Source organism: Sporocytophaga myxococcoides (assembly GCF_000775915.1).
In the GTDB taxonomy this organism is placed as follows: domain Bacteria; phylum Bacteroidota; class Bacteroidia; order Cytophagales; family Cytophagaceae; genus Sporocytophaga; species Sporocytophaga myxococcoides_A.
On the sequence record NZ_BBLT01000013.1, the window covers coordinates 121446 to 147959 of the forward strand.

Consider the following 26514-nt stretch of genomic DNA (forward strand, 5'->3'; position numbering starts at 1 on the left):
ATTTATTAATTAAAGTTAAATTCCTAATTAAACTACGTGATGGTGGATACTTTCTTCAAGCATTGGATGGTTTTTAGCAACTAACGATGCTTTTGACAATCCAGTCATTATAAAGAAAACAAATATACTTCCGAATACTAATGCCAATCCTAATTCGATAAACAAGAAATTAGCATCCAAACCACCTTCATGTTTCAAAATCGGAGGAGTTAACATGATATAGAAATCCAACCAGTGACCAATAATAATAGCTACAGCAACTACCTTTAGAATTATCCTTTGTCTCTTAGCATCTCTAGTCATTAAAATCAAGAAAGGGAAAAGGAAATTAATTATCAGATTGAGAAAGAATATAGGACTATATATATCATTCTTTAATCTTTCAACATAATAGTACGATTCCTCTGGAATATTAGCGTAATAAATAAGTAAAAATTGTGCAAACCATATATATGTCCAGAATATACTGAATGCAAACATGAATTTACCTAGATCATGGAAGTGATTTTCATTTACAAAAGAAAGGTAACCTGCTTCCTTAAGCGCTACAGTGATGTAGGTAATAAATGCAAGACCAGTTACAAACCAACTTGCCAGAACATACCAACCAAACATTGTACTGAAGAAGTGAGGATCCGCTGACATAACCCAATCCCATGCAGAAGTAGAAGAAGTTATTCCCCAGATAATAAGGAAAATTGCTGACCAGAATATACTGCTGTCGTGATATTTCAAATCTCCATTTAAATCCTCATTTAAAGAATTTGTCCTTAATTTAAACCATACTAAGAACCACAGGATGAAGTATGCAAATAATCTGAATATATAGAATCCTTTTCCTAAATACCAGGTTTTACTAGCGATAATAGGATCATATTCCGGATTAGGAGTTTTACCGTCTGCTAAAAACGGATTGTACAAACCATCATGATACCAGTGAAATAAATCCTGCTTGAACAAAAAGAAAAGAGCAATCGTAGATATGGCAGCAAACGGAATGTAATATCCGAAAGCCTCTGGAACTCTTTTTATAGCAGCAGACCAACCCGCCTGTGCGATGTAATTAAAGGCAATAAAGAATACACCTATAACAGCGATACCAGTAAAGAATATACTGTTGTGCCAAAGGTTTTTAATTACTCTTAAAGCAATACCGGTTGCACCATGATGTCCACCTTCAGCATGCTCTCCTCCCCCATGATGATCAGCTGCGGAATGCTCTTGAGCGTGTGCATCATGACCACCATGATGTTGAGCTGAAGCAGCAACTGTTTCTTTAGAATGACTGGCTCCATGAGCTTCTTCATGCCCGTGACTTCTTGAGCCTATTACAAATATTCCTATTAAGGCCAATACAAGACCGACCACAAAGGTTGTTATAATTTTCTTTTTAGCCCCGCTTGTAAATTCAAATTTTTCTTCGACTACCATGAGTTAAAAATTTAATGTGTTTTATTGTTGCGCTTCAGCTTTTTGTAAATTTTCTTTTACGTAAGAAACAATCTTCCAACGTTCTTCCTGATTTAACAGGCTACCATGAGCTCCCATTCTTCCTTTACCCCAAGTGATCACGTGGAATATGTGTCCAGGAGTCGCATCCTTTATGGAACCAGTAGTTAAATTAGCCACACCTTTTAAAGCATCGTTTACAGGTCCATCGCCTAGTCCTGTTTCTCCATGGCAGTGAGCGCAAAACTTAACATAAAGAATTTTTCCCTCTTCTATAGTTTTATCATTAACCTTCAATGGGTTTAGAAGAGTCTTTGATGCATAATCAAGGCAATCTTTAGGAAGACGATATGGCAAAAAACCACCATCATTAAACCTAACCGTATTAGCAGCAGGTTCTCTCATATTCATTCTATGAGGATTGTAAGGATTTGAGTTATAAAACTCTCCAGTATCACTATCGTTTGAATTTAACCACAACCCCGCATCTGTATCAGTAATCTGACTTAGTGGTTCATAAGCCACTGAGTAGTACATGTTTGGAGCAAATTCTACATTTGGTTTTTCATGTGTTCCTATGTTCTCAAATTTCTTCTGATCAACACAAGAAGAAAAGATAACACTAAGGACTAAAAATATATATGTGTATTTATAAGCGTTTCTCATGTCCGAAAATAATATTAATGATTTTCAACAATTTTAGAGTTTACTTCTGAAGCTCCTGTCTGTTTGAATAAATTGGTAAGAGCATCTTTATCCATTTTATTTTTATCCAGATCAATAACAAGAAGAAATTTATCATCCGTACTTCTTCCATCGAACATGAACGGGTCATGTCCCCACGGCTTAAGATTGCTGATAACCAAGAAGGTTGCGACCATACCTAATGAAGCTAATAATATTGTAAGCTCAAAAGTTACTGGTATAAAATGAGGAAGCGGAATATATGGCTTACCTCCGATATCCATAGGCCAGTCATAGCCCATAGTACCAATAGTTAATAATAATGCGCAGATTGTCCCGGTTAATCCAAATAGAAACGCTGCAATTGGAAGGTTTGATGGTTTATAACCTAAAGCATCATCTAAACCGTGTACAGGAAATGGTGTATAAGCCTCCTGAATTTTAACTCCGGATGATCTTAATGTGCCAACCGCATCCATCAGTACATCCTCGTCGTTAAATACTCCTATTATATAGTTTGTGCCTTTTGACATATTCCTTATTTAGTATCTTTTTTTGCAGATGATGATTTAATAATTGCTTTTACCTCAGCCATATTTACTACAGGGAAGAATTTAGCAAATAAAAGAAAGAGAGTAAAGAACAAACCGAAAGTGAACAGATAATCACCGATATCATAAAGTGTAGGTGAAAAATATGCCCAGCTAGAAGGTATGAAGTCTCTTGAAAGCGAAGTAGCGATGATTACAAAACGCTCGAACCACATTCCAATATTTACAACTATCGAAAGAAGGAATGTCCATGCAATACTTCTTCTTACAGTTCTGAACCAGAATAACTGAGGAGAGATTACGTTACAAGTCATCATAGACCAGTATGCCCACCAATAGTCATCTCCGAACGCTCTGTTAATGAATGTATAACTTTCATATGGAACATGAGAGTACCATGCGATAAAGAATTCTGATAAATAAGCAATACCAACGATAGAACCTGTTAGTACGATAATTTTATTCATCGACTCCATATGCTCTACAGTAATATAATCTTCAAGTCTGAATACTACTCTTGTAATAAGCATTAGCGTCAACACCATCGCAAAACCGGAGAAGATCGCACCTGCAACGAAGTAAGGAGGGAATATTGTAGCGTGCCAGCCAGGGATTACTGAAGTTGCAAAGTCCATACTAACAATTGTGTGAACTGACAGTACAAGTGGTGTAGAACAGCCAGCAAGTACTAAGCTAACCGCCTCGTATCTTTGCCATGCTTTAGCAGAACCGTCCCAACCTAAACTCAAAGCACCATATACAATTCTTCTAACTCCGGTTGCTCTTTCTCTGATTGTCGCAAAATCTGGAACCAGACCAATGTACCAGAATACCAGCGAAACAGTAAAGTAAGTACTGATCGCAAATACGTCCCATACAAGAGGAGAGTTAAAGTTAACCCAAAGAGATCCAAATGCATTAGGCAATGGAAGTGCCCAATATGCAAGCCATGGTCTACCCATGTGAGCCACGATAAAACTTGCAGCACAAATAACCGCAAAGATTGTCATCGCTTCAGCAGCTCTGTTAATTGATGTTCTCCATTTTTGTCTGAAGAGCAAAAGGATTGCAGAGATCAGCGTACCTGCGTGACCAATACCAACCCACCAAACGAAGTTGGTAATATCCCAAGCCCAACCCACTGTTTTATTCAATCCCCACATTCCGATTCCTTTCCACCAGGTCATCCATAAACAATATGAACCATAACCTAGGGTGATTAAAGAAAGTGTGAATGCCATGATCCACAATTTAGTAGGTTTATTCTCTACGTGCCTGCTTATATCCTGAGTAACATCAGAGACAGTTTTGCCCCCTGTTACCAGAGGCGGTCTTACGGGCGAAGTAACTTGCATATTTTTTATATTAAAAATCTGTAATAGGTTCTAAATTAAGAATTTCTGATTTTAGTTAGATACAAAATGTTTGGTTGAACATTAAGCTCTTCAAGGACTGCATATGATCTTTCTGCATTTTCAACAGCATTATCTTTGTGTAGTCTGCTTTCAGTATCATTTCTGTCACCGAATATAATTGCATCTGTAGGACATGCTGAAGCACAAGCGGTAACGATTTCACCATCAACTGGTCTTCTCTTCTCCATCTTAGCTTTAAGCTTTCCTTCCTGAATTCTCTGTACACAGAAAGAGCATTTTTCCATAACTCCTCTTGATCTTACAGTTACATCAGGATTCAACACCATTCTACCAAGGAAGTTGTTCATGCTGACGTTCTTGTCAAACTCCTCGTTTTCGAAATATTTAAACCAGTTAAATCTTCTTACTTTATATGGACAGTTATTTGCACAGTATCTTGTTCCGATACATCTGTTGTAGGTCATTTGGTTCAGACCTTCGCTGCTATGAGTAGTAGCGGCAACCGGACAAACTGATTCGCAAGGTGCGTGATTACACTGCTGACATAACATTGGCTGGAATGTTACTGTCGGATTCTCTGCAGCTATTTCAAGGTCTTTAACTCCTGATTCACTCTCAAAATATTCACCTGTCTTATCTGTCTCAGCATCACTGCTATAATAACGATCGATACGGATCCAGTGCATCTCTCTTCTGTTCAGCACCTCTTTTCTACCAACTACAGGAACGTTATTTTCAGACTGACAAGCTACTACGCATGCTCCACAACCAATACAAGAGTTAAGATCTATGCTCATTCCCCATAAGTGGTTTGGCTTCTCATGCTCATACCAAACTGTTATCTCAGTTGGCTTCTTTTCTCCATAGAGGTTAGTATGAATCATTGGCTTATACCTTCCTGCCCCAGCATCTTTTTGATATTCTGCCAGAGAAGCATCCTGAATAATTGGACGAGCCATTACTGTATGATGCGTTTGAGTCTGAGCTATTTTCCTCTCATCACCAGTTTTAGCAAATGTTACAACACCAGCATTCAAATCAATTCTGTTTCCTTTAACTTTGATTAAAGGATATGCATTCTTTCCTACCTCGTTTCCACATTTACCAGCTTTAGTTCTTCCATATCCAAGAGCCAATGAAGCAGTATTATTTGCCTGTCCTGGTTGAATTAACACTGGAACTTCAATGCCTGTATTCTTTCCATCAACTGTAAGAGCTACAACATCCCCTTGGCTGATATCCATTTCATTAGCCATTTTTTTAGGAATAGCAAGATAGTTATCCCAAGTAGCTTTAGAAACAGGATCAGGTAATTCATGTAACCATGGGTTATTTCCAGCTGAAAGCGAACCGGATCCCAAACCTACTTTATAGTATAGACTTAACTCTATACCAGATGTAGCTTTATAATTTTTATTGATATTCTCTTCAACTTCACCTAAGTTAACATTTACAGCACTTGCTGCTTCTGCTGAACTTGAAGACTGAATTTGATATACTCCATCGCGAAGGGTTTTATCCCATAATTCCTGGAAATTACCACCAGTCAATCTTGACTTCCAGTTATTCTGCAGGTATGTGTAGTAATCTGTTTTGTTACCTGACCAGATCAGAAGTGACTCCTGAGCAACTCTGTTACCTTTAAATATTGGAGTAATAGTAGGCTGTGTTAAGCTGAAATATCCTTTTTTAGGTTCAGCATCATTCCAAGATTCAAGAAAGTGAAGATCCGGACATACATAATCTACTTCAGATGCAGTTTCGTCCATACGATCACTAAAGGAAATTTTTAGTGAGATTTTCTTTAATGCTTCTTTCAGCTCAGCCCCTTTTGGATGATCGTAAACAGGGTTTGCTCCGTAAAATATAACAGCACCAACCTGACCAGCTTTAGCTTCATCAATAAATTTAAGGATAGCCTCATCTCTTCCCTGTTTTTGGAAAGAAGGCGTACTTAATTCAATAGTTTTACCGTAATTGCCTAATTCACTATTGATTTTATTTACTAGAAGCTGTACGTAAGGATCATTTGATCCACTTATAACTAATGATTTTCCTTTTGCTTGTAATAAATCTGCTGCTGCCTTTTTAATTACATCATGGTTAGGTGATTTAACATTTAATCCTCCAACAAGAGCATTGTATAAAGCTGCAACGTAAAGTCCTTCTTCAGAAGGTTTGATAGGTAATCTTGTATCAGCATTACAACCGGTAAGCGACAAATTGCTTTCGATCTGATAATGCTTACTCATTGTTTTCTTATTAACACTTAATTTTCTCGTTTTAGAATATTGTTTTGCATATTCTATCGGAGAAATCCATGTTCCTAAAAAATCAGCACCAAAGCTCACGATGACATCTGCTGCACTAAAGTTATAGGAAGGAATCACTCTCTGTCCAAAAGACAGTTCATTTGCTTTAAGGATACCATCTGCTGATAAAACATCATAGACTACATGTTCTGTAGCTGGGTATTTCGCCTTAAATTCTTCAATTACCTTTTTAGTAGTAGGACTTAAAATTGTCTGAGAAACTATTTTAATAGATTTCCCTGAAGCCTGAGCTGCAGTTAACTTATCAATGATTTTTTTATCAAGGGAAGCATACTCAGCAACCGACTTCACTTTTACCGCCTTACCTTCCTCAACAAAAAACTCTAATCTTTCAGTATCATATAAACTTAGAACAGAAGCCTGCACCCTTGCACTTGTTCCTCCCATTGTAATTGGAGAAAGTTTATTTCCTTCAATTTTAATAGGCCTTCCTTCTCTTGTTTTTACCAAGATGCTGCAATATTCGCCACCCTCCTGATAAGTAGATGCATACCAGTTTGCAATTCCCGGATCAACATCATCAGGTTTGTTTACATATGGAATAACTTTTTTCACAGGAGCCTCGCAAGCAGCAAGGGAAACTGCAGCAACACTAAAGCCTAATAGTTTCAAAAAATCTCTTCTGTCTGGAGCATCAGAAGCATCATTGCTTCCTTTTTCCTTTACAGATAAAAATTCAGGGAACTCATTATGCGCATGCTTTAAAAATTCTGGATCGTTGGATAACTCCTCAATTCCTTTCCAGTATTTTTTATTGTTATCTTTCATAAGAATCTATATAAAATGAATTAGGCTTCTAAATTGATTAATAGTGACATTTTGAACACTCAAGACCTCCGATTTCTGCAACTTTTAATGGACCTTTCTTAGAATGAAGTTCCATCAGCTTGTCATAATAAGCATTGTCTTTTCCGTTCACCGCAGTCTCTCTGTGGCAATTGATACACCATCCCATAGTTAAAGGTGAGTGTTGTCTTACTACTTCCATTGTGTCGATCTGACCGTGGCATGTTTTACATTCTATACCACCTACTTGCACGTGCTGAGCGTGGTTGAAGTAAGCAAGATCAGGAAGGTTATGTACTCTTACCCATTTAACCGGCTTATTTGAATTGTAAGCATCAACAACCTTTGCAATTCCATCCTGACCGAATCTTGGGCCACTCTTGATATGAGTGTGGCAGTTCATACAGATATTCAAAGATGGTATGTTTGCTTGTTTTCCTTTAGTTACTCCCGTGTGGCAATAGTTACAATCGATTTTGTACTGACCTGCATGAAGTTTATGAGAGAATGGAATTGGCTGGATTGGAGCATATCCCTGATCAACACCCACATATAACATGTTATTCCAGCAAGCTCTAAGGGCTAATGCAACAAAGATGATACCTACTATAGAAAGGAATCCTTTGCTTTTTATTACTTTAATAACATCAAATTTTTGATTTACTATTTCCTGATCTGCTTCTGTCAGTTTTTCTTCTTTATCCTTCAGGTATCTTTTCAATACTGACAGGAATACAACTAACATTACAAGAACCAATACAAGAACGATGATGATCAGAATTAGTATGATACCTGAATATCCACCTTCGTCATTAGAAGCTTCGGTTGTAGTAGTAGTTTCTTCTCCAGCTGTCGCTTTTTTGGCAGGTCCTTTCCCTTCTTCCTCTACTACATATGCTACAATATTTTTAATCTGGTCTTCTGAAAGTTCAGGGAAAGATTTCATTTCAGCTTTACCAAATTTGTTGTAAAGCTCAACAGCATACGGATCGCCGCTTGCAATTACTTTCTGTGAATTGTGAACGAAATTGACTATCCAGCCAATTTGTCTTCTTTTGGTTATACCTTTCAGCGCGGGCCCAACAACTACGTCATGGACGGCGTGACAAGCCTTACAATTTGCTTCAAATAACTTTGCACCTTCAGCCACCTTTTCTGGATCAGCTCCTGCTGCTGCAGGTTTCTCCTGACCATTCGATGGTAAACTGACAAAAAGTGAAAGAAAAAGTAATAACAAAGTAATCGCCGAGCGATTGATGGTATTGGTTAAGGACATGTTAAAATTAGTTTTATCCGTTAATTTGGGCATACTCTTTATAAAGTCGCACAAATCTAGTATGGGAATTGAATTTATCAAAAATGTTTTCAGAGCAATTTTAATGAAAATATAACCTTAGGGAACCTTCCGATAAATTACACCTGAATATCAAATGATTATATTTTAAAAACTCAAAAAATGGCCATAATTTAGAATGATTTTAAATAACATTTTTCCACAAAAAATACTAAACTTTGTGGACAACTCCTTTTAAAAGTTTATAAATCAAATAATTAACCCAAAACAACAATTTTTAATGACTAAACCTCATGATTTCAACCCATTATGATTTTCAACTTCAGAAAATAACATCTTCAAAAACTTACCTATTTCTTACATGATTCAAAAAAAATGTGTATAAGTTTTTTTACCTCAAAATGTAAAATGTGACCTACATCATCATTTTGTTTTTTTGAAAAGTTAACTTTGAACAGAATTAAAAAACTTGGGGTTTTTATAGGAGAATTTTTATTTTAAATGGAAATAAAATCAGACTTTAATTTAAAGAAATACAACACTTTTGGGATAGATGTCATAACAAAAGGTTATACTCAATTCAAAAATGAGAGTGAGTTATTAGAAATTTTGGAAAATGAAGAATATAAAACGCTACCCAAATTAGTACTTGGCGGAGGAAGCAATATTCTTTTTACAAAAGATTTTGACGGACTGGTATTGCATAACCTGATAAAGGGTATCGAAATAATTGGACAAAATGACACTTCTGTTTATATTAAGGCAGGAGCTGGAGAGCTTTGGCATGATCTTGTATTATTTACAGTAGCACGAGGTTTTGGAGGATTGGAAAACTTATCGCTGATTCCTGGCAGTGTCGGTGCTGCTCCTATCCAGAATATAGGGGCATATGGAGTAGAACTTAAAGACTGCATGGAAAGTCTGGAAGCTATCCATATAACAACCGGAGATAAAGCAATCTTTACCAATCAGGATTGTTTATTTGGTTACAGAGACAGCATCTTTAAGCAACATTTTAAAGGGAAATTTATCATCACCAATGTGATTTTTAAACTGGAAAAAAATCCCCACCTGAATATTTCTTATGGAGCTATTACAGATACATTAAAAGAAATGAATGTATTTAAGCCCACTGTTAAAGATGTTAGTGATGCAGTTATCCATATAAGAAAATCAAAACTTCCAGATCCAGGAATAATTGGAAATGCAGGAAGTTTTTTTAAAAATCCTGAAATTCCTGAAAAGCAATTTGAAAATCTCAAGCTTCAATATCCCAACATACCTTTTTTTCCATGCGAACCTGGAAAAGTAAAAGTTCCGGCAGGTTGGCTGAATGAGCAATGTGGCTGGAAAGGAAAAGTTATTGGAAATGCAGGCGTTCATAAAAATCAAGCACTGGTTCTTATAAATTGCGGAAATGCTAGTGGAGAGGAAATCAAAAATCTTTCGTTAGAAATTAAAAAATCAGTATCCGAAAAATTTGGCATTGAATTGGAAACTGAGGTTAATATTTTATAATATTAACCTCGGCTGACATCGTCAGGAGTGAAATGAGGCAACTCTCCTTTATATTTTTCGACCTCTACACCAAACTTCCTTAAAAAGTCTACGCCTTCATCACTCGCTATACCTTTATATTCAGCATATGAATGAAGGAAAATGACTTTGGAAATTCCAAGACTGAAGATAACTCTGGCACATGCAATACAAGGGGATAATGTTACATAAATTGTTGATCCTTTAATTTTTGCGCCATTTTCTATCGCATAAATAATTGCATTTTGCTCTGCATGCAAAGCTAGAGAACAGCTCCCTTTAGAATCCCGGGGACAACCTTCTACCGGCCATTCTTCATCACAATTATGTGTGCCGGCAGGCGGACCATTATAACCAATGGATATAATTCTTGTATCTTTGGTCAGCACCGCTCCTACTTGCCGTTTTACACAGTGAGATCTTTTGGAAAGATTTACAGCCAATTCCATGTAAATATCATCAAAAGCAGGTTTTTCCATCAGAGTATTTTAAACAGGGATTAAATATTAAAAAAATCTTTCAATATAAATCAAAAGATTGAAATTTATAGAAAGACAATTGATTCAGTAATAAACAGGATTTTTCAATAGCTAACGATTAATTAGGCTTTACCACAAAATTAATTAATTACCATTGAACTTTTACAGACCAGCCTTCATTATTTGATAAAACTTTCCATACTCCTCTTATTTGGTTAACTTTGCCTTTTATTTCATTATTATAAATTATGCTCTCAATAAACAATCTGTCTTTCTATATAGGTAGTCGACCACTTTATGAAGATGTTTCTCTACACATAAAGCCTAAAGACAGAATTGGACTCATAGGCGCCAATGGAACGGGAAAATCTACATTGCTTCGTCTTATTACCGGGGAGTACAAGCCTGACAAAGGGGATATTTCCAGGAGTGGAGAATGTACTATTGGTTTTCTTAACCAGGATCTTCTATCTTATGATTCCCAGGAGAGTATACTTCACGTAGCCATGCAGGCATTTGAAGAAGCTATGGCCCTTCAAAAGAAAATTGATGAAGTATTGAAAGAAATGGAGGTCGATTACAAGGATTCCCTAGTTGACAAACTAACTAAACTTCAGGAAAGATTTGAAGCTTTGGATGGCTATTCAATTCAATCCAAGGCTGAAGAAATACTAGAGGGACTTGGTTTTTCTACTAAAGATCTTGAAAAGCCTTTAAAAACATTTTCAGGAGGCTGGAGAATGCGTGTTATGTTAGCTAAACTACTTTTGGCAAAACCTTCTCTCCTTCTTCTTGATGAGCCTACCAACCACCTTGATCTTCCATCTATTCAATGGATAGAGAAATATCTTGAAAATTATGAAGGTGCTATTATTGTGGTGTCTCACGACAGATACTTCCTTGACAATACAGTAAAAACGGTGGTGGAAGTAGCCCAGCAAAACCTTCATATTTATGCCGGCAATTATCAATTTTACCTTGAAGAAAAAGCTCTAAGGGCCGAGATTCAGAAAGGTGCATTTGAAAATCAACAATCCAAAATCCGCCAGACGGAGCGCTTTATAGACCGATTCAAAGCGAAAGCATCCAAAGCTCGTCAAGTGCAGTCTCGTGTTAAATCTCTGGAACGAATGGATTTAATTGAGGATGTTGTGGAGGAAAATGCGAGAGTAAATTTCCGATTTAAATTCAGCAAAAATCCAGGAAGAACAATTCTTTCTTTAAAAAATATTTCAAAGTCTTATGGAGACCTTAATATATTGAAGAACACACATGCTATTATTGAAAGAGGGGATAAAATAGCATTAATAGGCGCAAATGGAAAAGGGAAATCCACACTTTTAAGAATCATCGCAGGTACTGAAAATATAGAAGGAGAAAGAACAGAAGGACACAACGTCCTTCAGGGATTTTTTGCGCAGCACCAGCTTGAGGCTCTAAACGTTAATAACTCTATGCTGGATGAGCTTAAAGAAGCTGGCAGTGACAAATCAGAGTTAGAGCTCCGTACGATACTCGGATGTTTTCTTTTTTCCAATGATGATGTTTTCAAAAAAATCAAAGTCTTATCAGGAGGGGAAAAATCAAGAGTAGCACTTGCCAAAACTCTTATTTCAGAAGCAAATTTTCTTTTGCTGGATGAGCCAACCAACCATCTGGATATTGTCTCTGTAAATATTCTGATACAGGCGCTTCAACAATATGAAGGCACCTATATTGTCATTTCACACGACCGACATTTTGTTTCACAGGTAGCAAATAAAATCTGGTTTATTGAAGATAATGAAATAAAAGAGTATCCTGGTACATACGAAGAATACTGTTACTGGCAAGAACAAAGAGTTAAGAATTCGGTAACTGCGCCTGTAAGTTCTTCCGTTCCAAAAAAGTCAGAAGAAAAGCTTATAAAAAATATTACTGAACCAGGAAAGGAAATACAAAAAGAACTAAAGAGTTTGCAAAATCAGCTGGAAAAAACGGAAACAAGGATTACAGAACTGGAAAATAAAAAAGCAAAAGTAGAAGAAGAACTGGCTAAGCCGGACGTTTATAGTAATGTTCAAAAACTTGCAGATACTAATTCTAAATATGAATTGCTTCGTCAGCAACTCGAACAAGAACAGCAGAAATGGGATGAATATGCAGAAAAAATACAAGAGCTTGAAGACCAAAAATAGTATGATCAGAACTGAATTTTTAAGGAGACTTTTTAGTCTCCTATTTATTTCCAGCATTATTCAATTTGCCTTTAATAATAATTTACAATCTCAGGATAAGACTTTAATTACCCAGGATTTTGTATATGAAGAAGCGTTTAAAACAGTGTTGCTATATCCTGCTAATTCAGGAAACAATGATGAGTTAAATACTCCCATTGTCCCTTTAATTCAAAGTGTGCCACTGGTTCTGGAATTTGATGAATTAGGAGAAGGAGCATCTAGCTTATATCTTAAAATCATCCATTGCAATGCAGACTGGACTATTTCTAGCCTTAGCACAGTTCAATACCTTGACGGATATAACGAATATTTTATAGAGGATCGAAAGTCCTCAATAGGAACCCGAATTCCGTACACACATTACAAAACAACCTTACCTAAGGTAAGAGTAACAGGAAATTATCTTGCTGTTATATACAGAAGTGGAGATGAATCTGATATTATTTTAACCAAAAGATTTATTGTTTTTGATAGCAAGGTAGCTATTGCAGTAGAGCAAAAGCCTTCTACCGGGGTCAGCCAGCGCTTCACTCATCAACAATTGGATTTTAATATTTTGTATCCCAATATGGAAATTATAAATCCCAGAGGATCTATAAAGGTTGTGATTCGACAGAACAACAGGTGGGATAAGATTATTGACAATCTGCAGCCTTTGTATGTACAGGAAGATCTCCGTAAACTGGAATATAACTATTTTAATCTTGAGAACAATTTTCCGGGAGGTAATGAATTCAGGACCTTTAGTACCAGGAGTGTTAAGTTTAATGATATTAATGTTGATAAAATATTTATTCAACCGGATTTTGCAGAAGCGTTTTTAAAGAGAGATTTGAGTACCAATAATCAAGCCTATGCTCTCTATCCAGATATTGATGGCCGATTTGTTGTAGAGTTATATGAAACTAAGACAAAAGAGATTGAGCCAGATTATGTATTTACCAATTTTTCTCTTGACACTAAAGGACCTGTGCCTGGAAAGGTATTTGTAATTGGATCATTCAACAATTATGAATTAGGGCCAGGATCGGAATTGTTATTCAATAGTGAAACAAATACATATCAATTGAAAACCTTATTAAAACAAGGTTACTATAATTACAGATATGCTTTCGTACCGAAAGGAAGCAGAGTCAGTGATGAAGTATTTTTTGAAGGTTCTCACTTTGCAACCCAGAATTTATACGATTTTATTGTTTATTACAGACCTCCGGGAGCGAGATCAGATATTGTGGTAGGCTACAAGTCAATAAATATAAACGGAAGAAACTAAATTCTTCCGTTTACATATTCCTAATCATTGTTAACAATAAATGGAGTAGTTCTTTGGTTTGGATCTGCATTTGCAATATCCAACATTCCAAAGCCCTTAAAGGCGTAAAATCCAAGACCGCAATCAAATACAAATTGCTGAACTTTAGGATCCGCATATAATGTAAAAGGGAAAGTATATCCTCTTACCTCGTATTTTTCAGCTTTATGAAAAACAGGGAAAATTCGTGCAAATTTCTTTTCTTCCTCTCTAATTTTAGTCAGATAGTCTTTATCCGGAACAATCTGGAATTTATAGAAAGACGCAATTTCCTCAGGGGTAAATCTTTTTGATTTTTCCATTCTGCTCATCGTACTTTCATAAAGCATATCCGAAAACATATCTGTAGAAGGACTAATGAACTTCTTAGGATCGCTTCCCTTTTCCTCTGGATTTATAATCACCAAAGGAGAAATACAGATAAACTTCACCTCGTTTCCAAGTTGAGGTTCTGCTTCTCTTTCTACCGTGAGAGGAACGAGTAATAACTTACCGATTTCAACCTGAGGCATTTTAAATAATGCCCTGACGAAAACTTCTATATAATGTTCATTTGGACTTGAAAAGACTAGAGTTACCTTATTAGAATAGAAGTGCAAGCCTTCTTTTCCAACTTTGGTCTGTCCTTTTAAACCCGAGAAATTATATAAGTCAAAATCAGGAAACTCAATCCTGTGTCTGTCCATAACAGAATTTACTAACCCGGATAGTAAAAACTGATGGTGAAAGGGTACCGAAGCCCCTTTGTTTGTTAAGCCGAAAACTATTCTTACTCTCAAATCTTAATAATTTTAAAAAATCGTTTAATAAAAAACTTTTTATTTTACCTGGATACAACACTAAGTTAAGGAAAATTGTTTTAAACATTAAATCGGAAGTGCATAATATCACCATCTTCGACTACATATTCTTTTCCTTCAATTGAAATTTTACCTGCTTCTTTACATGCCAACTCCGTTTTAAACTTCTCGTAATCAGATATTTTAATTACTTCAGCTTTAATAAATCCTTTTTCAAAATCAGAATGGATAACACCGGCTGCCTGAGGAGCCTTCCATCCGCTTTTTATTGTCCAAGCCCTCACTTCTTTCACACCAGCTGTAAAATAAGTAATCAAATTAAGTAATTTATAAGAAGCTTTAATTAGTTTATTCAAACCAGACTCATCAAGGCCATATTCCTGAAGAAACATCTGTTTTTCTTCAGCTTCCTGTAATTCAGCGATTTGAGATTCAATTGCAGCACATACGATAATTACCTGAGCATTTTCCTCCGCTACAGCATTTTTCAATGTATCTACAAATTTATTTCCTTTAATCACCGAAGCCTCATCTACATTTGCAACATAAATAACGGGCTTAATAGTTAATAAATGTAAGTCCGCTACAGCTTCCAGTTCATCTTCACTATTCAACTGCAGACTTCTTGCATTTTTTCCACTCTCCAGAGTTTGCTTAAACTGGTTTAGAATAGCTAACTCCTTTTTAGCTTTAGCATCACCTGCTTTGGCTATTTTTTCAACCTTAAGAATTTTTTTATCTACAGATTCAAGATCTTTAAGTTGAAGTTCCGTATCAATAATTTCCTTATCAGAAATTGGATCCACTTTACCACCCACGTGAACTATGTTTTCATCTTCAAAACATCTAACGACATGAATTATAGCATCCACCTCTCTGATATTAGCAAGAAATTTATTTCCCAACCCCTCTCCTTTACTTGCGCCTTTTACAAGGCCTGCAATATCAACAAATTCTATTACCGTTGGCAATACCTTTTCGGGATTGACTAACTGTTCTAGCGTAATTAAACGTTCGTCAGGAACAGTAATCACCCCTACATTTGGTTCTATTGTACAAAAAGGATAATTAGCCGCTTCTGCTTTAGCATTCGAAAGTGCATTGAACAAAGTTGATTTCCCTACATTGGGTAATCCTACAATACCACACTGAAGTCCCATCTTTAATTTTATTTTATTGCAAATATATAAACAAAATGCATTTTTGAAGGTTTCAAAAACAAAAAAAGCTCCTTAATTTATAATTAAGGAGCTAAAATATTGTTTTAGCTTTTAAAACTAATCCCAGGTTAATTCATCACTTGATGAAGCATTACCTTCCTCATCCCTGTCTCTTTCTCCGTTATCTTCAAATTTAGAAAAATCAACATCAGGCATTAATTCCGTTTTTACATGGTCAATGGTACCTTTTAAGGCTTCGAGAAACTTGTCAAAATCCTCTTTATAAAGGAAAATTTTGTGCTTCTCATAAAAATACCCATCATCTTTAAACCTCCTCTTACTCTCAGTGATCGTAAGATAATAATCGTTTGAACGTGTTGACTTAATGTCAAAGAAATACGTTCTTTTCCCTGCTCTTACTCTCTGAGAGTAAATTTCTACTTTTTCTTGATCCTTATTCTCTTCCACAGTCCTTGGATAATTTTGTTTACTTACAAGTAAAAATATAAAACTTTCCTTTTCTTTCAAAAAAAAAAGTGAAAATATACAAAAAAAATTACATTATTATTTTTTTGTATATTTTTAACTTAACAGATCGTTATAATCGCTGTATGAAAAAACGAATCTTCTTTTTTCTGTTTTTCACTTGGAATATAGTGTTGTTTGCCCAAACTAATGCTTCGGAAGAAGGATTTGCCAGCTACTATGCTGACAAATTTCATGGACGAAGAACAGCTTCCGGAAACAGATACCATAAAAATAAACTTACAGCAGCTCATAAAACTCTTCCCTTCGATACCAAAGTTAAAGTAACAAACCTATCCAATGACAGTTCTGTAATTGTGACAATCAATGACAGAGGCCCTTTTGCAAAAGGGAAAATAATTGACCTTTCTTATTACGCTGCTAAGGAGCTGAATTTTATCAAAAAAGGTATAACTAAGGTTAGAATTGAAATATTAAGCGACAGTTTAAATACCAACGATACAATTTCCATAGCTAGTTCAGCAAATGAGAAAAAAACTGAACCTCCTATCCCTTCTTATCCTGGAACATATGATTTTAACTTCAAAGAAACTGAATTAAGTGGGTATTATATTCAAACAGGAGCTTACAAAGATTCCGATATTTTATCGGAAGAAATTAACAGGCTTCAGAAAAAAATTGATTCAAATAATATTTATATTGAAGTGATCAAAATCAAGAACACTATTATAAACAGACTACTTGTAGGTCCTTTCGAAAAAAAGAACGGAGATGCCGAAATAGCAGTGCTTCAGAAAAAAGGAATTTCCGGATTTTTAAAAAGCTATTAATTAATGAATTTAGATTTAAATGCGATAAGGCAATTTGGGAATATTGAGTTCCTGGCCAAACAAATGGTGGAAGGTTTTATTACTGGCTTGCACAAATCTCCATATCATGGTTTTTCAGTTGAATTTGCCGAGCACAGATTATACAATACAGGAGAAAGCACCCGACATATAGACTGGAAAGTCTATGGAAAAACAGATCGCTTATATACTAAAAGATATGAGGAGGAGACTAACCTAAGATGTCTTCTATTGATTGATACATCTTCATCTATGTTTTACCCTGAAAAAAACCTGGGCAAAATTACTTTTGGTACAATGGCGGCTGCCTCTCTTGCATACTTACTTCAAAATCAAAGGGATGCTGTAGGACTTTGTACTTTTTCTGAAGATATTGAGATTCTTACCCCAATAAAATCAACCCCTAGTCATCTTCATTCTGTTTTTCTTCAATTGGAAAACCTTTTGAAGGAAAAGCACAACGAAAAAAAATCAGGAGTGGCTAGTGTAATTCATCAGATCGCGGATAAAATTAACAAAAGGTCTTTAGTAATTATATTCAGCGATATGCTTGAAAACAGAGGTGATAAAGATAGCATCTTCCCTGCTCTGCAACATTTAAAACATAACAACCATGAGGTTTTACTTTTTCATGTAATCGATTCAAAAACAGAAGAGGAATTCAATTTTGAAGAAAGACCTTATGAGTTTATTGACATTGAAAAAGGACAAAAGGTAAAAATCAATCCTTCACAAGTTAAGGATGCTTACCTCTCTGCGACAAGGCAATATTTTGAAGATATCAAATTAAAAGCAGGGCAGTATAAAATTGATTTTATAAAAGCGGATATAAATAATGGATTTGATCAGATCTTACTGAACTACCTGATCAAGCGAAATAAAATGAAATGATAGTTTTTCCAGATACCCGACTAAGATATTTAATCTAATAAAAAAAGAGGCCATTCATTCAGAAGGGCCTCTTTTCATTTATGTTCATTCAGAATTATTTACTGCTTTTTTCTTTCAAACCAATTAAATTTAAAGCTGAACCAGCTTTAAACCATTCAATTTGAGGCTCATTATAAGTATGGTTCACTTTAAATTCGTCTTTTGAACCGTCAGAGTGATTCAATACGACTGTTAATGGCACTCCTGGAGTGAAGGATTGTAAACCAAGAATATCTACACTATCATCCTCTCTAACTTTATCATAATCGGCAGGATTTACAAAAGTCAAAGCCAGCATTCCTTGTTTTTTAAGGTTTGTTTCGTGAATTCTTGCAAATGATTTTACAAGGATTGCACGAACGCCTAGGAAACGAGGCTCCATTGCAGCGTGCTCTCTGGAAGAACCTTCTCCATAATTATTATCTCCAATTACAATGGACCCGATCCCTTTAGCTTTGTAAGCTCTTGCAGTTGCAGGAACTTCGCCAAATGCTCCTGTTAATTGGTTTTTAACTTTATTGGTTGCCTCATTGTAAAAGTTAACTGCTCCAATAAGCATATTATTGGAAATATTATCCAAGTGACCTCTGTATTTCAGCCAGGGACCTGCCATTGAGATATGGTCAGTGGTACATTTCCCTTTTGCTTTTATCAGAAGTTTCAAACCTTTAAGATCAGTTCCTTCCCATGCCGGGAATGGTTCCAGTAGTTGTAAACGGTCGGATTTTGGATCAACAATTACCTGAACTTTATCACCATCAATTGCAGGAGCAATGTAACCCGCATCTTCAACTGCAAAACCTTTAATTGGAAGTTCAATACCCTGTGGCTCATCAAGCATAACATCCTCACCATTTTCATTCTTCAACTTATCTTTTATAGGATTAAAGGTAAGATCACCAGCTATTGCAAATGCGGTAACGATTTCTGGAGAAGCTACAAATGCATGAGTATTGGGGTTTCCGTCATTTCTCTTTGCAAAGTTTCTGTTGAAAGAAGTTATAATAGAGTTTTTCTTATTTGGATCATTGGTATGTCTTGCCCATTGTCCAATGCAAGGACCGCAAGCATTTGCAAGCACAACACCTCCAATATCTTCAAATACTTTAAGCAGGCCGTCTCTTTCAGTGGTAAATCTGACCAACTCAGAACCAGGGGTCACAGTATACTCAGATTTAGTTTTTAATTTTTTAGTAACAGCCTGTTTTGCAATAGAAGCTGCTCTTGTAATATCTTCATAAGAGGAGTTTGTGCAGCTACCGATTAAACCCACCTCCAATTTAGCAGGCCATCCTTTCTCTTTAACAGCTTCAGCAAATTTAGAAATTGGCCATGCCAAATCCGGAGTGAATGGACCGTTTACATGGGGTTCCAACTCTGATAAATTTATTTCAATTAACTGGTCAAAGAATTTTGAAGGATTTTGATAAACTTCTTCATCCGATCTTAAATGCTTTGCAACTTTATCAGCTTCTGATGCAATATCTTTTCTTCCGGTTGCTTCCAAATAAGCCTTCATTTTTTGATCATAAGCAAAAAGAGAAGTTGTAGCTCCTATTTCAGCCCCCATATTACAGATAGTACCTTTCCCTGTACAGCTTAAACTTTCAGCACCTTCTCCAAAATATTCAAGAATTGCACCTGTTCCACCACTTACAGTAAGAATACCGGCAACTTTAAGAATTACATCTTTTGCAGAAGTCCAACCGTTAAGTTTTCCCGTAAGCTTCACTCCTATTAATTTAGGAAATTTCAGTTCCCATGGCATACCAGCCATCACATCCACAGCATCTGCTCCACCAACTCCGATAGCTATCATACCTAGACCACCTGCATTTGGAGTATGAGAGTCTGTACCTATCATCATTCCACCTGGGAAAGCGTAATTTTCAATCACCACCTGATGAATGATACCAGCGCCTGGTTTCCAAAATCCGATACCGTATTTATTAGAAACAGATGCGAGGAAATCATAAACTTCCTTATTTACTTTATTAGCAGTTTCAAGATCTTTCTTAGCTCCTATTTCAGCCTGAATTAAGTGATCACAATGAACAGTTGAAGGAACTGCAACTTTCTTTTTACCCGCAGACATAAATTGAAGCAAAGCCATCTGAGCTGTAGCATCCTGCATTGCTACGCGATCCGGAGCAAAATCTACGTAAGATTTTCCTCTTTCATAAGGTTGACTTGCTTTACCATCAAAAAGATGAGAATAAAGAATTTTCTCTGTTAATGTGAGTGGTCTGCCGACAACCTTTTTTGCAGCTTCAATACGTTCTTCAAAACGAGCGTAGACAGCTTTAATCATTTCTAAATCGAAAGCCATAATTACTTCAGTATTTCTAAAGGGTTAACAATTGAACACACTAAAAGTTAAAATAGTAAAATAGGGTAATTAAAAACAACATTCTTATCCCATTTTTTTGAAACCAGGATAGGTATATAAACAAAAACCCATCCTGTTTTGCAGGATGGGTCTCAATTATTTATTATAGTTTATTTACTAAGGACTACTTTACTAACTGCTTATTAGAAGGCGCAAACTTAGTAAGATTTATACCCTGCACTGCAGCTTTATATTCATCGATTGTAGGAGTTCTTCCAAGGACTGTTGATAGCACTACAACCGGAGTTGATGAAAGCAAGGACTCTCCTTTTTTACCTTCAGCATCTTCTACAACTCTTCCTTGGAAAAGACGAGTAGAAGTTGCCATCACCGTATCTCCTTTTTCTGCTTTTTCCTGGTTACCCATACAAAGGTTACATCCTGGCCGCTCCAGATACAACATATTCTCATATTTAGTACGTGCGGCAGATTTAGGGGCATTATCATCAAATTCAAAGCCTGAATATTTCTGTAATACTTCCCAATCACCTTCAGCTTTCAATTCATCCACAATATTATAAGTAGGTGGGGCTACTACCAGTGGTGCCTGGAACTCAACTTTTCCTTTTTGAGCTTCAATGTTCTTAAGCATTTGAGCAAGGATTTTCATATCACCCTTATGAACCATGCAAGAACCAATAAACCCAAGGTCCACTTTTTTATCTCCCCCATAGAAAGATAATGGTCTGATAGTGTCATGAGTATATCGCTTAGAAACATCAGCATTGTTAACATCCGGGTCAGCAATCATAGGCTCAGAGATCAGATCAAGATCAACAACAACTTCAGCGTAATACTTAGCAGTTGCATCCGGAGCCAAAGCTGGTTTCTCTCCAGATTTAATTTCAGCAATTCTCTTATTAGCTTTATCAATCAATCCCTGCAGAACCTGGTTTTTATTATCCATGCCCTTGTCGATCATAATTTGAATTCTACTCTTTGCAATCTCAAGAGATTCAATCAAGGTAGCATCCTCAGAAATACAGATAGAAGCTTTTGCTTTCATCTCTGCGGTCCAATCGGTAAACGTAAATGCCTGGTCAGCAGTAAGAGTTCCGATATGAACCTCAATTACTCTACCTTGGAATACGTTCTCTCCGGAAAACTTCTGAAGCATCTGCGCTTGAGTAGCATGTACCACATCACGGAAATCCATGTACCCCTTCATGTTGCCTTTGAATGTTACCTTCACTGATTCAGGAATTGGCATTGAAGCTTCACCAGTAGCAAGTGCAAGAGCAACCGTTCCTGAGTCAGCACCAAAAGCAACACCTTTAGACATTCTTGTATGAGAGTCACCACCAATAATGATTGCCCAGTCGTCTACAGTAATATCATTTAGAACCTTATGAATTACATCAGTCATTGAGTGATAAACGCCTTTCGGATCACGAGCAGTAATAAGACCGAAGTCATTCATGAATTTCATAAGTTTTGGAATGTTTGCCTGAGCTTTTTTATCCCAAACTGAAGCTGTGTGGCATCCTGACTGGTAAGCACCATCAACGACTGGCGAAATCACCGTAGCAGCCATAGACTCCAATTCCTGAGCAGTCATAAGACCTGTCGTGTCTTGCGAACCTACGATATTGACAGTTACACGAACATCAGATCCGGCATGCAACACTTTCCCCGGAGTCGTCCCAACAGCGTTTCTATTGAATATTTTCTCAACAGCTGTAAGACCTTGCCCTTCATTGGATATTTCCTTGGATGGAGCAAAAACAGGTAAAATATCTATACCTAAAACCTTAGAAGCGAATGTCTGAAGTTTTTTACCGAAAACAATTGCATAAGACCCTCCGGCTTTGATGAATTCTACTTTCTGAGGAGTGAATGCCTTAGAGATATCTATCAACTCTTTTTCGCCATTGTAAAGCTTCTTTTTCTTAGTGTTGATCGTCAGAACAGTACCAGTAGCAACTGAGTATGCCTGCTCGAGAACAGGTTCACCATTTTCATTGAGAACAGGTTTACCGTTTGCATCCAGCTTTTTCACCCAATTCTTGAGGTCAATTCCAATACCACCGGTAACGTCAACAGTTGTAAGGAAAATCGGAGAAATACCGTTTGTACCTCCAACAATTGGAGCAATATTAACAAACGGAACATATGGACTTGCTTGTTTACCAGTCCAGAGAGCCACGTTGTTTACACCTGACATTCTAGATGAACCTACTCCCATGGTACCCTTTTCAGCAATCAACATCACACTTTTATCCGGATGCTTTGCTTGCAACGCCTTGATTTCCTCTTGTGCCTGAGGAGAAATCATACATTTACCATGAAGTTCACGGTCTGAGCGTGAGTGCGCCTGGTTACCAGGAGAAAGTAAATCAGTCGAAATATCACCTTCTCCAGCAATATAAGTAACTACCTTAATTTCTTCAGGTACTTCGGGTAATTTAGTGAAGAATTCAGCCTTAGCATAACTTTCAATAATCTCTTTAGCGATTTTGTTACCATTTTTGAATGCCTCCTTTAGACGGTCTGTGTCCGCCTCATAAAGAAATACCTGTGTCTTAAGAACATTTGCAGCTTCTTTTGCTATAGCGGCCTCATTACTCAAGGCAAGATCAAGCAGAACCTTAATTGAAGGTCCACCCTTCATGTGAGACAACAACTCAAAAGCAAAAGCAGGAGTGATTTCTTTTACTACGGATTCACCCAGAATAATCTCCTTTAAAAACTTAGCTTTCACACCGGCAGCACTCGTAGTTCCAGGCAAAACATTGTAAATAAAGAACTTAAGAGAATCTTCTCGATATTCATTTTCTGAATCTTTAATCTGTGCAATGATTTCGCTAAGTAATTCAGCACCATCAATCGGCTTAGGATGAAGTCCCTGACCTTTTCGTTCTTCGATCTCCTTGAGATAATCCTTATAAGTGTTCATAACAGAAGTATTTTCAATATTTAAGGCAGATTTATAAAACAGTTGCTGGTAAACCACCTTAATTCTTTACCAGCCTGTATGAATTATAATTAATTTATTTTAGGAAGATGCTCCTTGCATACCACCCTGTTAAGACAAATTTACAAAAAGAATAATACCAAAAAACTCATATATAAATTTATAGAGTAATTAATTATTGAAAAATCCTTTAAATTTTAACCTCCCATTAACGAGTTATTATCCAGTTTTATATTCTCTCCTTAAAATTAAAAGTTACAAACAATCCCGGCAAAAGTGCAAAAAAGGCAAACCCTATATTAATCGAAAGCGTAAAAGCAAGAAATAAACACATTAAATCTAAGACATACTGAAAACATGTTACGCTTTTATTTTTACATGCTCACTTTATTAACATTTGCCGTCTGCCAAAATCAGGCTAATGCACAGGATGTTTCTAAAAGCACAACAGAGCTTTCTGTCTCGGTAAAAACAAAGGACGCTTCCAGCAAAGAATCAAAAGATGGTTACATCCGATTAGATATAACGGGAGGAGTAGAACCATATTCAATATTCATAGTGAGTACTGTAATTAATCATCAAAGAATTGAAGGAAAAAAAAATTTAAATCTAGAAAACTTGCCTCCGGGACATTTCGGGATCATTATTCAGGATAATAATAAAAAAATCCTACAGCAATCAGTTACAATTTCTTCTGAAAATTGAGAACAACTATGGAGCTATTTTTAAAAATAACCGGGCGCTGTACATTTCTTTTACTTCTTTTTTTAAACATTGAAGTATTTTCTCAATGCTTTAACCCTGCAGTATCACTTATTACAACCCAAACAAATGTGGATTGTAACGGGAATAATAACGGAAGTATTACAATTACCGTTAATGGAGCAAAAATACCATATACATATATATATGTTAGTGATGTTGCAGCTCCACAAGCTATATCGTCCTTTTCAAATACACACACTTTTTCCGATTTGCCACCTGGGACTTATAATATTACAATACAGGCAGGTGTTGACCCAGCGGGATTTGCATTTTGTATGGCTCCTCCAATAACAATTACACAACCACAACCTCTAACTTTATCTGGCACTCACTTACCCCCGAAATGTTCAGGTGGAAATGACGGTGGTATCAATTTAAACATAACAGGAGGTACACCTCCATATTCCTATTTATGGAATAATGGATCTACATCACAAAACCTTACTGGCGTTGGCATCGGTACTTACAATGTAAAAGTTACCGATAGCAAAAATTGCGAACAATCAGCCTCATTTACTGTTACGGAGCCAAGTAATTTTGCACTAACTGGATCTTCCACAAATCCTACTTGTAACGGAGGCAATAGTGGCAACATAAACCTCTCAGTTTCAGGAGCCACACCACCATATAGCTTTCATTGGGACGATGATGGTTCTATAACGAGTTCCAATCGGACAAATTTAAAAGCCGGCACATACACGGTCCATATTACAGACGCAAATAGTTGTAACAAAGACACTACATTTAATATAACTGAACCGACACCGTTGTCGGTTACAGCTGTTTTAAACAATGCCAATTGTAACGGAGGATCAGACGGTTCTGTTGATTTATCAGTTTCGGGAGGAACGGGGCCATATGCATTCAATTGGGCAGATAATGGATCAACAAGTCAAAATAGAACTAACCTTGGCCCAGGAATCTACAATGTTAAAATCAATGACAATAACAGTTGTGAACTAGATACTTTCTTTACCCTAACACAACCAACACCTTTAGCATTAACTGCTGTTGTTACAAATTCAACCTGTGGAATGCCGAATGGAAGCATAGATATCACCTCAGTAACCGGTGGTACAGCTCCTTACTCCTATTCATGGGTAAGCGGTCCCAACACTCAAGATCGTACCGGACTGACAGCCGGAACCTATACTTTGGAAATAACAGATGCCAATGGATGTCTCATAGATTCCAGCTTCACGATATCTTCTCCTGTTGCTATGTCATTGGCAGCCACTTTAACCAATGCAAGCTGTGGTTTAGCTAACGGTGTAATTAATATTAATACCGTTTCCGGTGGCACTGCTCCTTATACATTTGTATGGGGCGACGGAATCACTACTCAAAACCGTACTGATTTGGCAACAGGAAATTATAGCCTTAAAATAACAGATATTAATGGATGCGAAATAGATACTTCATTTAATATCACCAATCCCGCTGCATATTCAGTTTCCGCTATTATAACCAATACATCCTGTACTGTTAACAATGGCGCTATAACCCTAAATATTTCAGGTGGCACAACTCCATATACTTTTCTTTGGAATGATTTGAACACTACTCAAAACCGTACAGGTTTGGCAGCTGGTACATATTCAGTTAAAATTAAGGATGCAAGTGGATGTGAAAAAGATACAGTTTTCACTATTATTAAGCCAATTCCTTTTTCTGTTACCGGAATAGTTACAAATCCAATTTGTTCGACCAACGATGGATCCATTAATTTGAATGTTAGCGGAGGAACCACTCCCTATAACTTCTTATGGTCTGACAATGGATCAACTTCTCAGAACAGAACAGCACTTGGAGGAGGAAGTTATCTGGTAAAAATTACTGATGCTAGCGGATGTGAAAAAGATACATCTTTCAATATCATTATCCCTGCTCCAATGTCAATGACTGCTGCAGTAACTAATCCGAACTGTAATGGGGCTGCGAACGGAGCTATCAACATTACTGCTGTTACTGGTGGAACTGCTCCTTATACTTATACAAGAAACGGCGCTCCTGCTGCTCAGAACAATATTAACCTTGCTGCTGGCACTTATACCATCAGAGTAACTGATACAAACGGATGCTTTAAAGACTCTGCATTTACTCTTACTCAGCCGGCTCCAATGGTGCTGACCGCTGCAGTAACTAATCCGAACTGTAATGGGGCTGCGAACGGAGCGATCAACATTACTTCTGTTACTGGCGG

At 36.6% G+C, this 26514-nt stretch carries 19 protein-coding genes; 7 read left to right on the forward strand and 12 right to left on the reverse strand.

Features of this window, described 5'->3' with window-relative positions:
* Nucleotides 1–27: 27 nt before the first annotated feature.
* From MYP_RS23025 to MYP_RS23050, 6 genes are read right to left on the reverse strand one after another with little or no spacing between them, the layout of a single operon-like run.
* Nucleotides 28–1431, reverse strand: coding sequence for a hypothetical protein (locus MYP_RS23025; protein WP_045469069.1), 1404 nt, complete (start codon nt 1429–1431; stop codon nt 28–30).
* Nucleotides 1432–1452: 21 nt separating this feature from the next.
* Entirely contained in the window at nt 1453–2115 is a 663-nt protein-coding gene (locus MYP_RS23030; RefSeq protein ID WP_081990645.1) for a c-type cytochrome, read from the reverse strand.
* Between the two features lie 14 nt (nt 2116–2129).
* Complete coding sequence (locus MYP_RS23035; protein ID WP_045469071.1) at nt 2130–2666, reverse strand: DUF3341 domain-containing protein; 537 nt, start codon at nt 2664–2666, stop codon at nt 2130–2132.
* Nucleotides 2667–2671: 5 nt separating this feature from the next.
* Nucleotides 2672–4039 carry an NrfD/PsrC family molybdoenzyme membrane anchor subunit gene (gene nrfD / locus MYP_RS23040; RefSeq protein ID WP_045469074.1) on the reverse strand — a complete coding sequence of 456 codons (1368 nt, stop codon included), beginning with the start codon at nt 4037–4039 and terminating at the stop codon, nt 2672–2674.
* A gap of 35 nt (nt 4040–4074) precedes the next feature.
* Nucleotides 4075–7161 (reverse strand): TAT-variant-translocated molybdopterin oxidoreductase, encoded by a 3087-nt coding sequence (locus MYP_RS23045; RefSeq protein ID WP_045469077.1) that lies wholly within the window; start codon nt 7159–7161, stop codon nt 4075–4077.
* A 37-nt stretch (nt 7162–7198) separates the two neighbouring features.
* Nucleotides 7199–8455: a c-type cytochrome gene (locus tag MYP_RS23050; RefSeq protein ID WP_045469080.1), complete on the reverse strand. Its 1257-nt coding sequence runs from the start codon at nt 8453–8455 to the stop codon at nt 7199–7201.
* A 519-nt stretch (nt 8456–8974) separates the two neighbouring features.
* Between MYP_RS23050 and murB the strand changes: the two genes are divergently transcribed.
* Nucleotides 8975–9991, forward strand: a complete 1017-nt coding sequence (gene murB / locus MYP_RS23055; protein WP_045469083.1) for a UDP-N-acetylmuramate dehydrogenase — start codon at nt 8975–8977, stop codon at nt 9989–9991.
* Between the two features lie 2 nt (nt 9992–9993).
* On the opposite strand, the gene MYP_RS23060 is transcribed toward murB, so the two are convergent.
* Nucleotides 9994–10488 (reverse strand): deoxycytidylate deaminase, encoded by a 495-nt coding sequence (locus tag MYP_RS23060; protein ID WP_045469086.1) that lies wholly within the window; start codon nt 10486–10488, stop codon nt 9994–9996.
* Nucleotides 10489–10736: 248 nt separating this feature from the next.
* Between MYP_RS23060 and MYP_RS23065 the strand changes: the two genes are divergently transcribed.
* Nucleotides 10737–12665: an ATP-binding cassette domain-containing protein gene (locus tag MYP_RS23065; RefSeq protein WP_045469089.1), complete on the forward strand. Its 1929-nt coding sequence runs from the start codon at nt 10737–10739 to the stop codon at nt 12663–12665.
* Nucleotide 12666: 1 nt separating this feature from the next.
* Nucleotides 12667–13980, forward strand: a complete 1314-nt coding sequence (locus MYP_RS23070; protein WP_197060172.1) for a DUF5103 domain-containing protein — start codon at nt 12667–12669, stop codon at nt 13978–13980.
* 20 nt (nt 13981–14000) lie between these two features.
* Here MYP_RS23070 and cas6 read toward each other — a convergent pair whose 3' ends face one another.
* The 3 genes from cas6 to MYP_RS23085 form a co-directional block, all read right to left on the reverse strand.
* The gene (gene cas6 / locus MYP_RS23075; RefSeq protein WP_045469092.1) at nt 14001–14798 is read right to left on the reverse strand and encodes a CRISPR-associated endoribonuclease Cas6; all 798 of its coding nucleotides are present in this window, start codon (nt 14796–14798) and stop codon (nt 14001–14003) included.
* Between the two features lie 80 nt (nt 14799–14878).
* A complete protein-coding gene (gene ychF / locus MYP_RS23080) occupies nt 14879–15979 on the reverse strand; it encodes a redox-regulated ATPase YchF (protein WP_045469095.1) in 1101 nt (366 codons plus the stop codon).
* Nucleotides 15980–16096: 117 nt separating this feature from the next.
* The gene (locus tag MYP_RS23085; RefSeq protein WP_045469169.1) at nt 16097–16447 is read right to left on the reverse strand and encodes a DUF3276 family protein; all 351 of its coding nucleotides are present in this window, start codon (nt 16445–16447) and stop codon (nt 16097–16099) included.
* Between the two features lie 143 nt (nt 16448–16590).
* Here MYP_RS23085 and MYP_RS23090 point away from each other — a divergent pair, with 143 nt between their 5' ends.
* Together MYP_RS23090 and MYP_RS23095 are read left to right on the forward strand one after the other, a co-directional pair.
* Nucleotides 16591–17295, forward strand: coding sequence for a septal ring lytic transglycosylase RlpA family protein (locus tag MYP_RS23090; RefSeq protein WP_045469098.1), 705 nt, complete (start codon nt 16591–16593; stop codon nt 17293–17295).
* A gap of 3 nt (nt 17296–17298) precedes the next feature.
* On the forward strand, nt 17299–18204 hold the full coding sequence (locus tag MYP_RS23095) for a DUF58 domain-containing protein (protein ID WP_045469101.1): 906 nt from the start codon (nt 17299–17301) through the stop codon (nt 18202–18204).
* 94 nt (nt 18205–18298) lie between these two features.
* Here the strand turns inward: MYP_RS23095 and MYP_RS23100 are convergent, their stop codons facing one another.
* Together MYP_RS23100 and MYP_RS23105 are read right to left on the reverse strand one after the other, a co-directional pair.
* On the reverse strand, nt 18299–20572 hold the full coding sequence (locus MYP_RS23100) for an aconitate hydratase (protein ID WP_045469104.1): 2274 nt from the start codon (nt 20570–20572) through the stop codon (nt 18299–18301).
* 184 nt (nt 20573–20756) lie between these two features.
* Entirely contained in the window at nt 20757–23528 is a 2772-nt protein-coding gene (locus tag MYP_RS23105; RefSeq protein WP_045469172.1) for a bifunctional aconitate hydratase 2/2-methylisocitrate dehydratase, read from the reverse strand.
* A 375-nt stretch (nt 23529–23903) separates the two neighbouring features.
* Here MYP_RS23105 and MYP_RS23110 point away from each other — a divergent pair, with 375 nt between their 5' ends.
* Together MYP_RS23110 and MYP_RS23115 are read left to right on the forward strand one after the other, a co-directional pair.
* Nucleotides 23904–24251, forward strand: coding sequence for a hypothetical protein (locus MYP_RS23110; protein WP_156140804.1), 348 nt, complete (start codon nt 23904–23906; stop codon nt 24249–24251).
* Between the two features lie 8 nt (nt 24252–24259).
* Nucleotides 24260–26514 (forward strand): SprB repeat-containing protein (locus MYP_RS23115; protein ID WP_197060173.1); only part of this gene is annotated, 2255 nt, incomplete at its 3' end.

What these genes read in the sequence shown, in the direction of transcription:
- MYP_RS23025 (WP_045469069.1), bottom strand. Translation starts at nt 1,431, where the DNA reads ATGGTAGTCGAAGAAAAATTTGAATTTACAAGCGGGGCTAAAAAGAAA.
- MYP_RS23030 (WP_081990645.1), bottom strand. Translation starts at nt 2,115, where the DNA reads ATGAGAAACGCTTATAAATACACATATATATTTTTAGTCCTTAGTGTT.
- MYP_RS23035 (WP_045469071.1), bottom strand. Translation starts at nt 2,666, where the DNA reads ATGTCAAAAGGCACAAACTATATAATAGGAGTATTTAACGACGAGGAT.
- nrfD (WP_045469074.1), bottom strand. Translation starts at nt 4,039, where the DNA reads ATGCAAGTTACTTCGCCCGTAAGACCGCCTCTGGTAACAGGGGGCAAA.
- MYP_RS23045 (WP_045469077.1), bottom strand. Translation starts at nt 7,161, where the DNA reads ATGAAAGATAACAATAAAAAATACTGGAAAGGAATTGAGGAGTTATCC.
- MYP_RS23050 (WP_045469080.1), bottom strand. Translation starts at nt 8,455, where the DNA reads ATGTCCTTAACCAATACCATCAATCGCTCGGCGATTACTTTGTTATTA.
- murB (WP_045469083.1), top strand. Translation starts at nt 8,975, where the DNA reads ATGGAAATAAAATCAGACTTTAATTTAAAGAAATACAACACTTTTGGG.
- MYP_RS23060 (WP_045469086.1), bottom strand. Translation starts at nt 10,488, where the DNA reads ATGGAAAAACCTGCTTTTGATGATATTTACATGGAATTGGCTGTAAAT.
- MYP_RS23065 (WP_045469089.1), top strand. Translation starts at nt 10,737, where the DNA reads ATGCTCTCAATAAACAATCTGTCTTTCTATATAGGTAGTCGACCACTT.
- MYP_RS23070 (WP_197060172.1), top strand. Translation starts at nt 12,667, where the DNA reads ATGATCAGAACTGAATTTTTAAGGAGACTTTTTAGTCTCCTATTTATT.
- ychF (WP_045469095.1), bottom strand. Translation starts at nt 15,979, where the DNA reads ATGGGACTTCAGTGTGGTATTGTAGGATTACCCAATGTAGGGAAATCA.
- MYP_RS23090 (WP_045469098.1), top strand. Translation starts at nt 16,591, where the DNA reads ATGAAAAAACGAATCTTCTTTTTTCTGTTTTTCACTTGGAATATAGTG.
- MYP_RS23095 (WP_045469101.1), top strand. Translation starts at nt 17,299, where the DNA reads ATGAATTTAGATTTAAATGCGATAAGGCAATTTGGGAATATTGAGTTC.
- MYP_RS23100 (WP_045469104.1), bottom strand. Translation starts at nt 20,572, where the DNA reads ATGGCTTTCGATTTAGAAATGATTAAAGCTGTCTACGCTCGTTTTGAA.
- MYP_RS23105 (WP_045469172.1), bottom strand. Translation starts at nt 23,528, where the DNA reads ATGAACACTTATAAGGATTATCTCAAGGAGATCGAAGAACGAAAAGGT.
- MYP_RS23110 (WP_156140804.1), top strand. Translation starts at nt 23,904, where the DNA reads ATGTTACGCTTTTATTTTTACATGCTCACTTTATTAACATTTGCCGTC.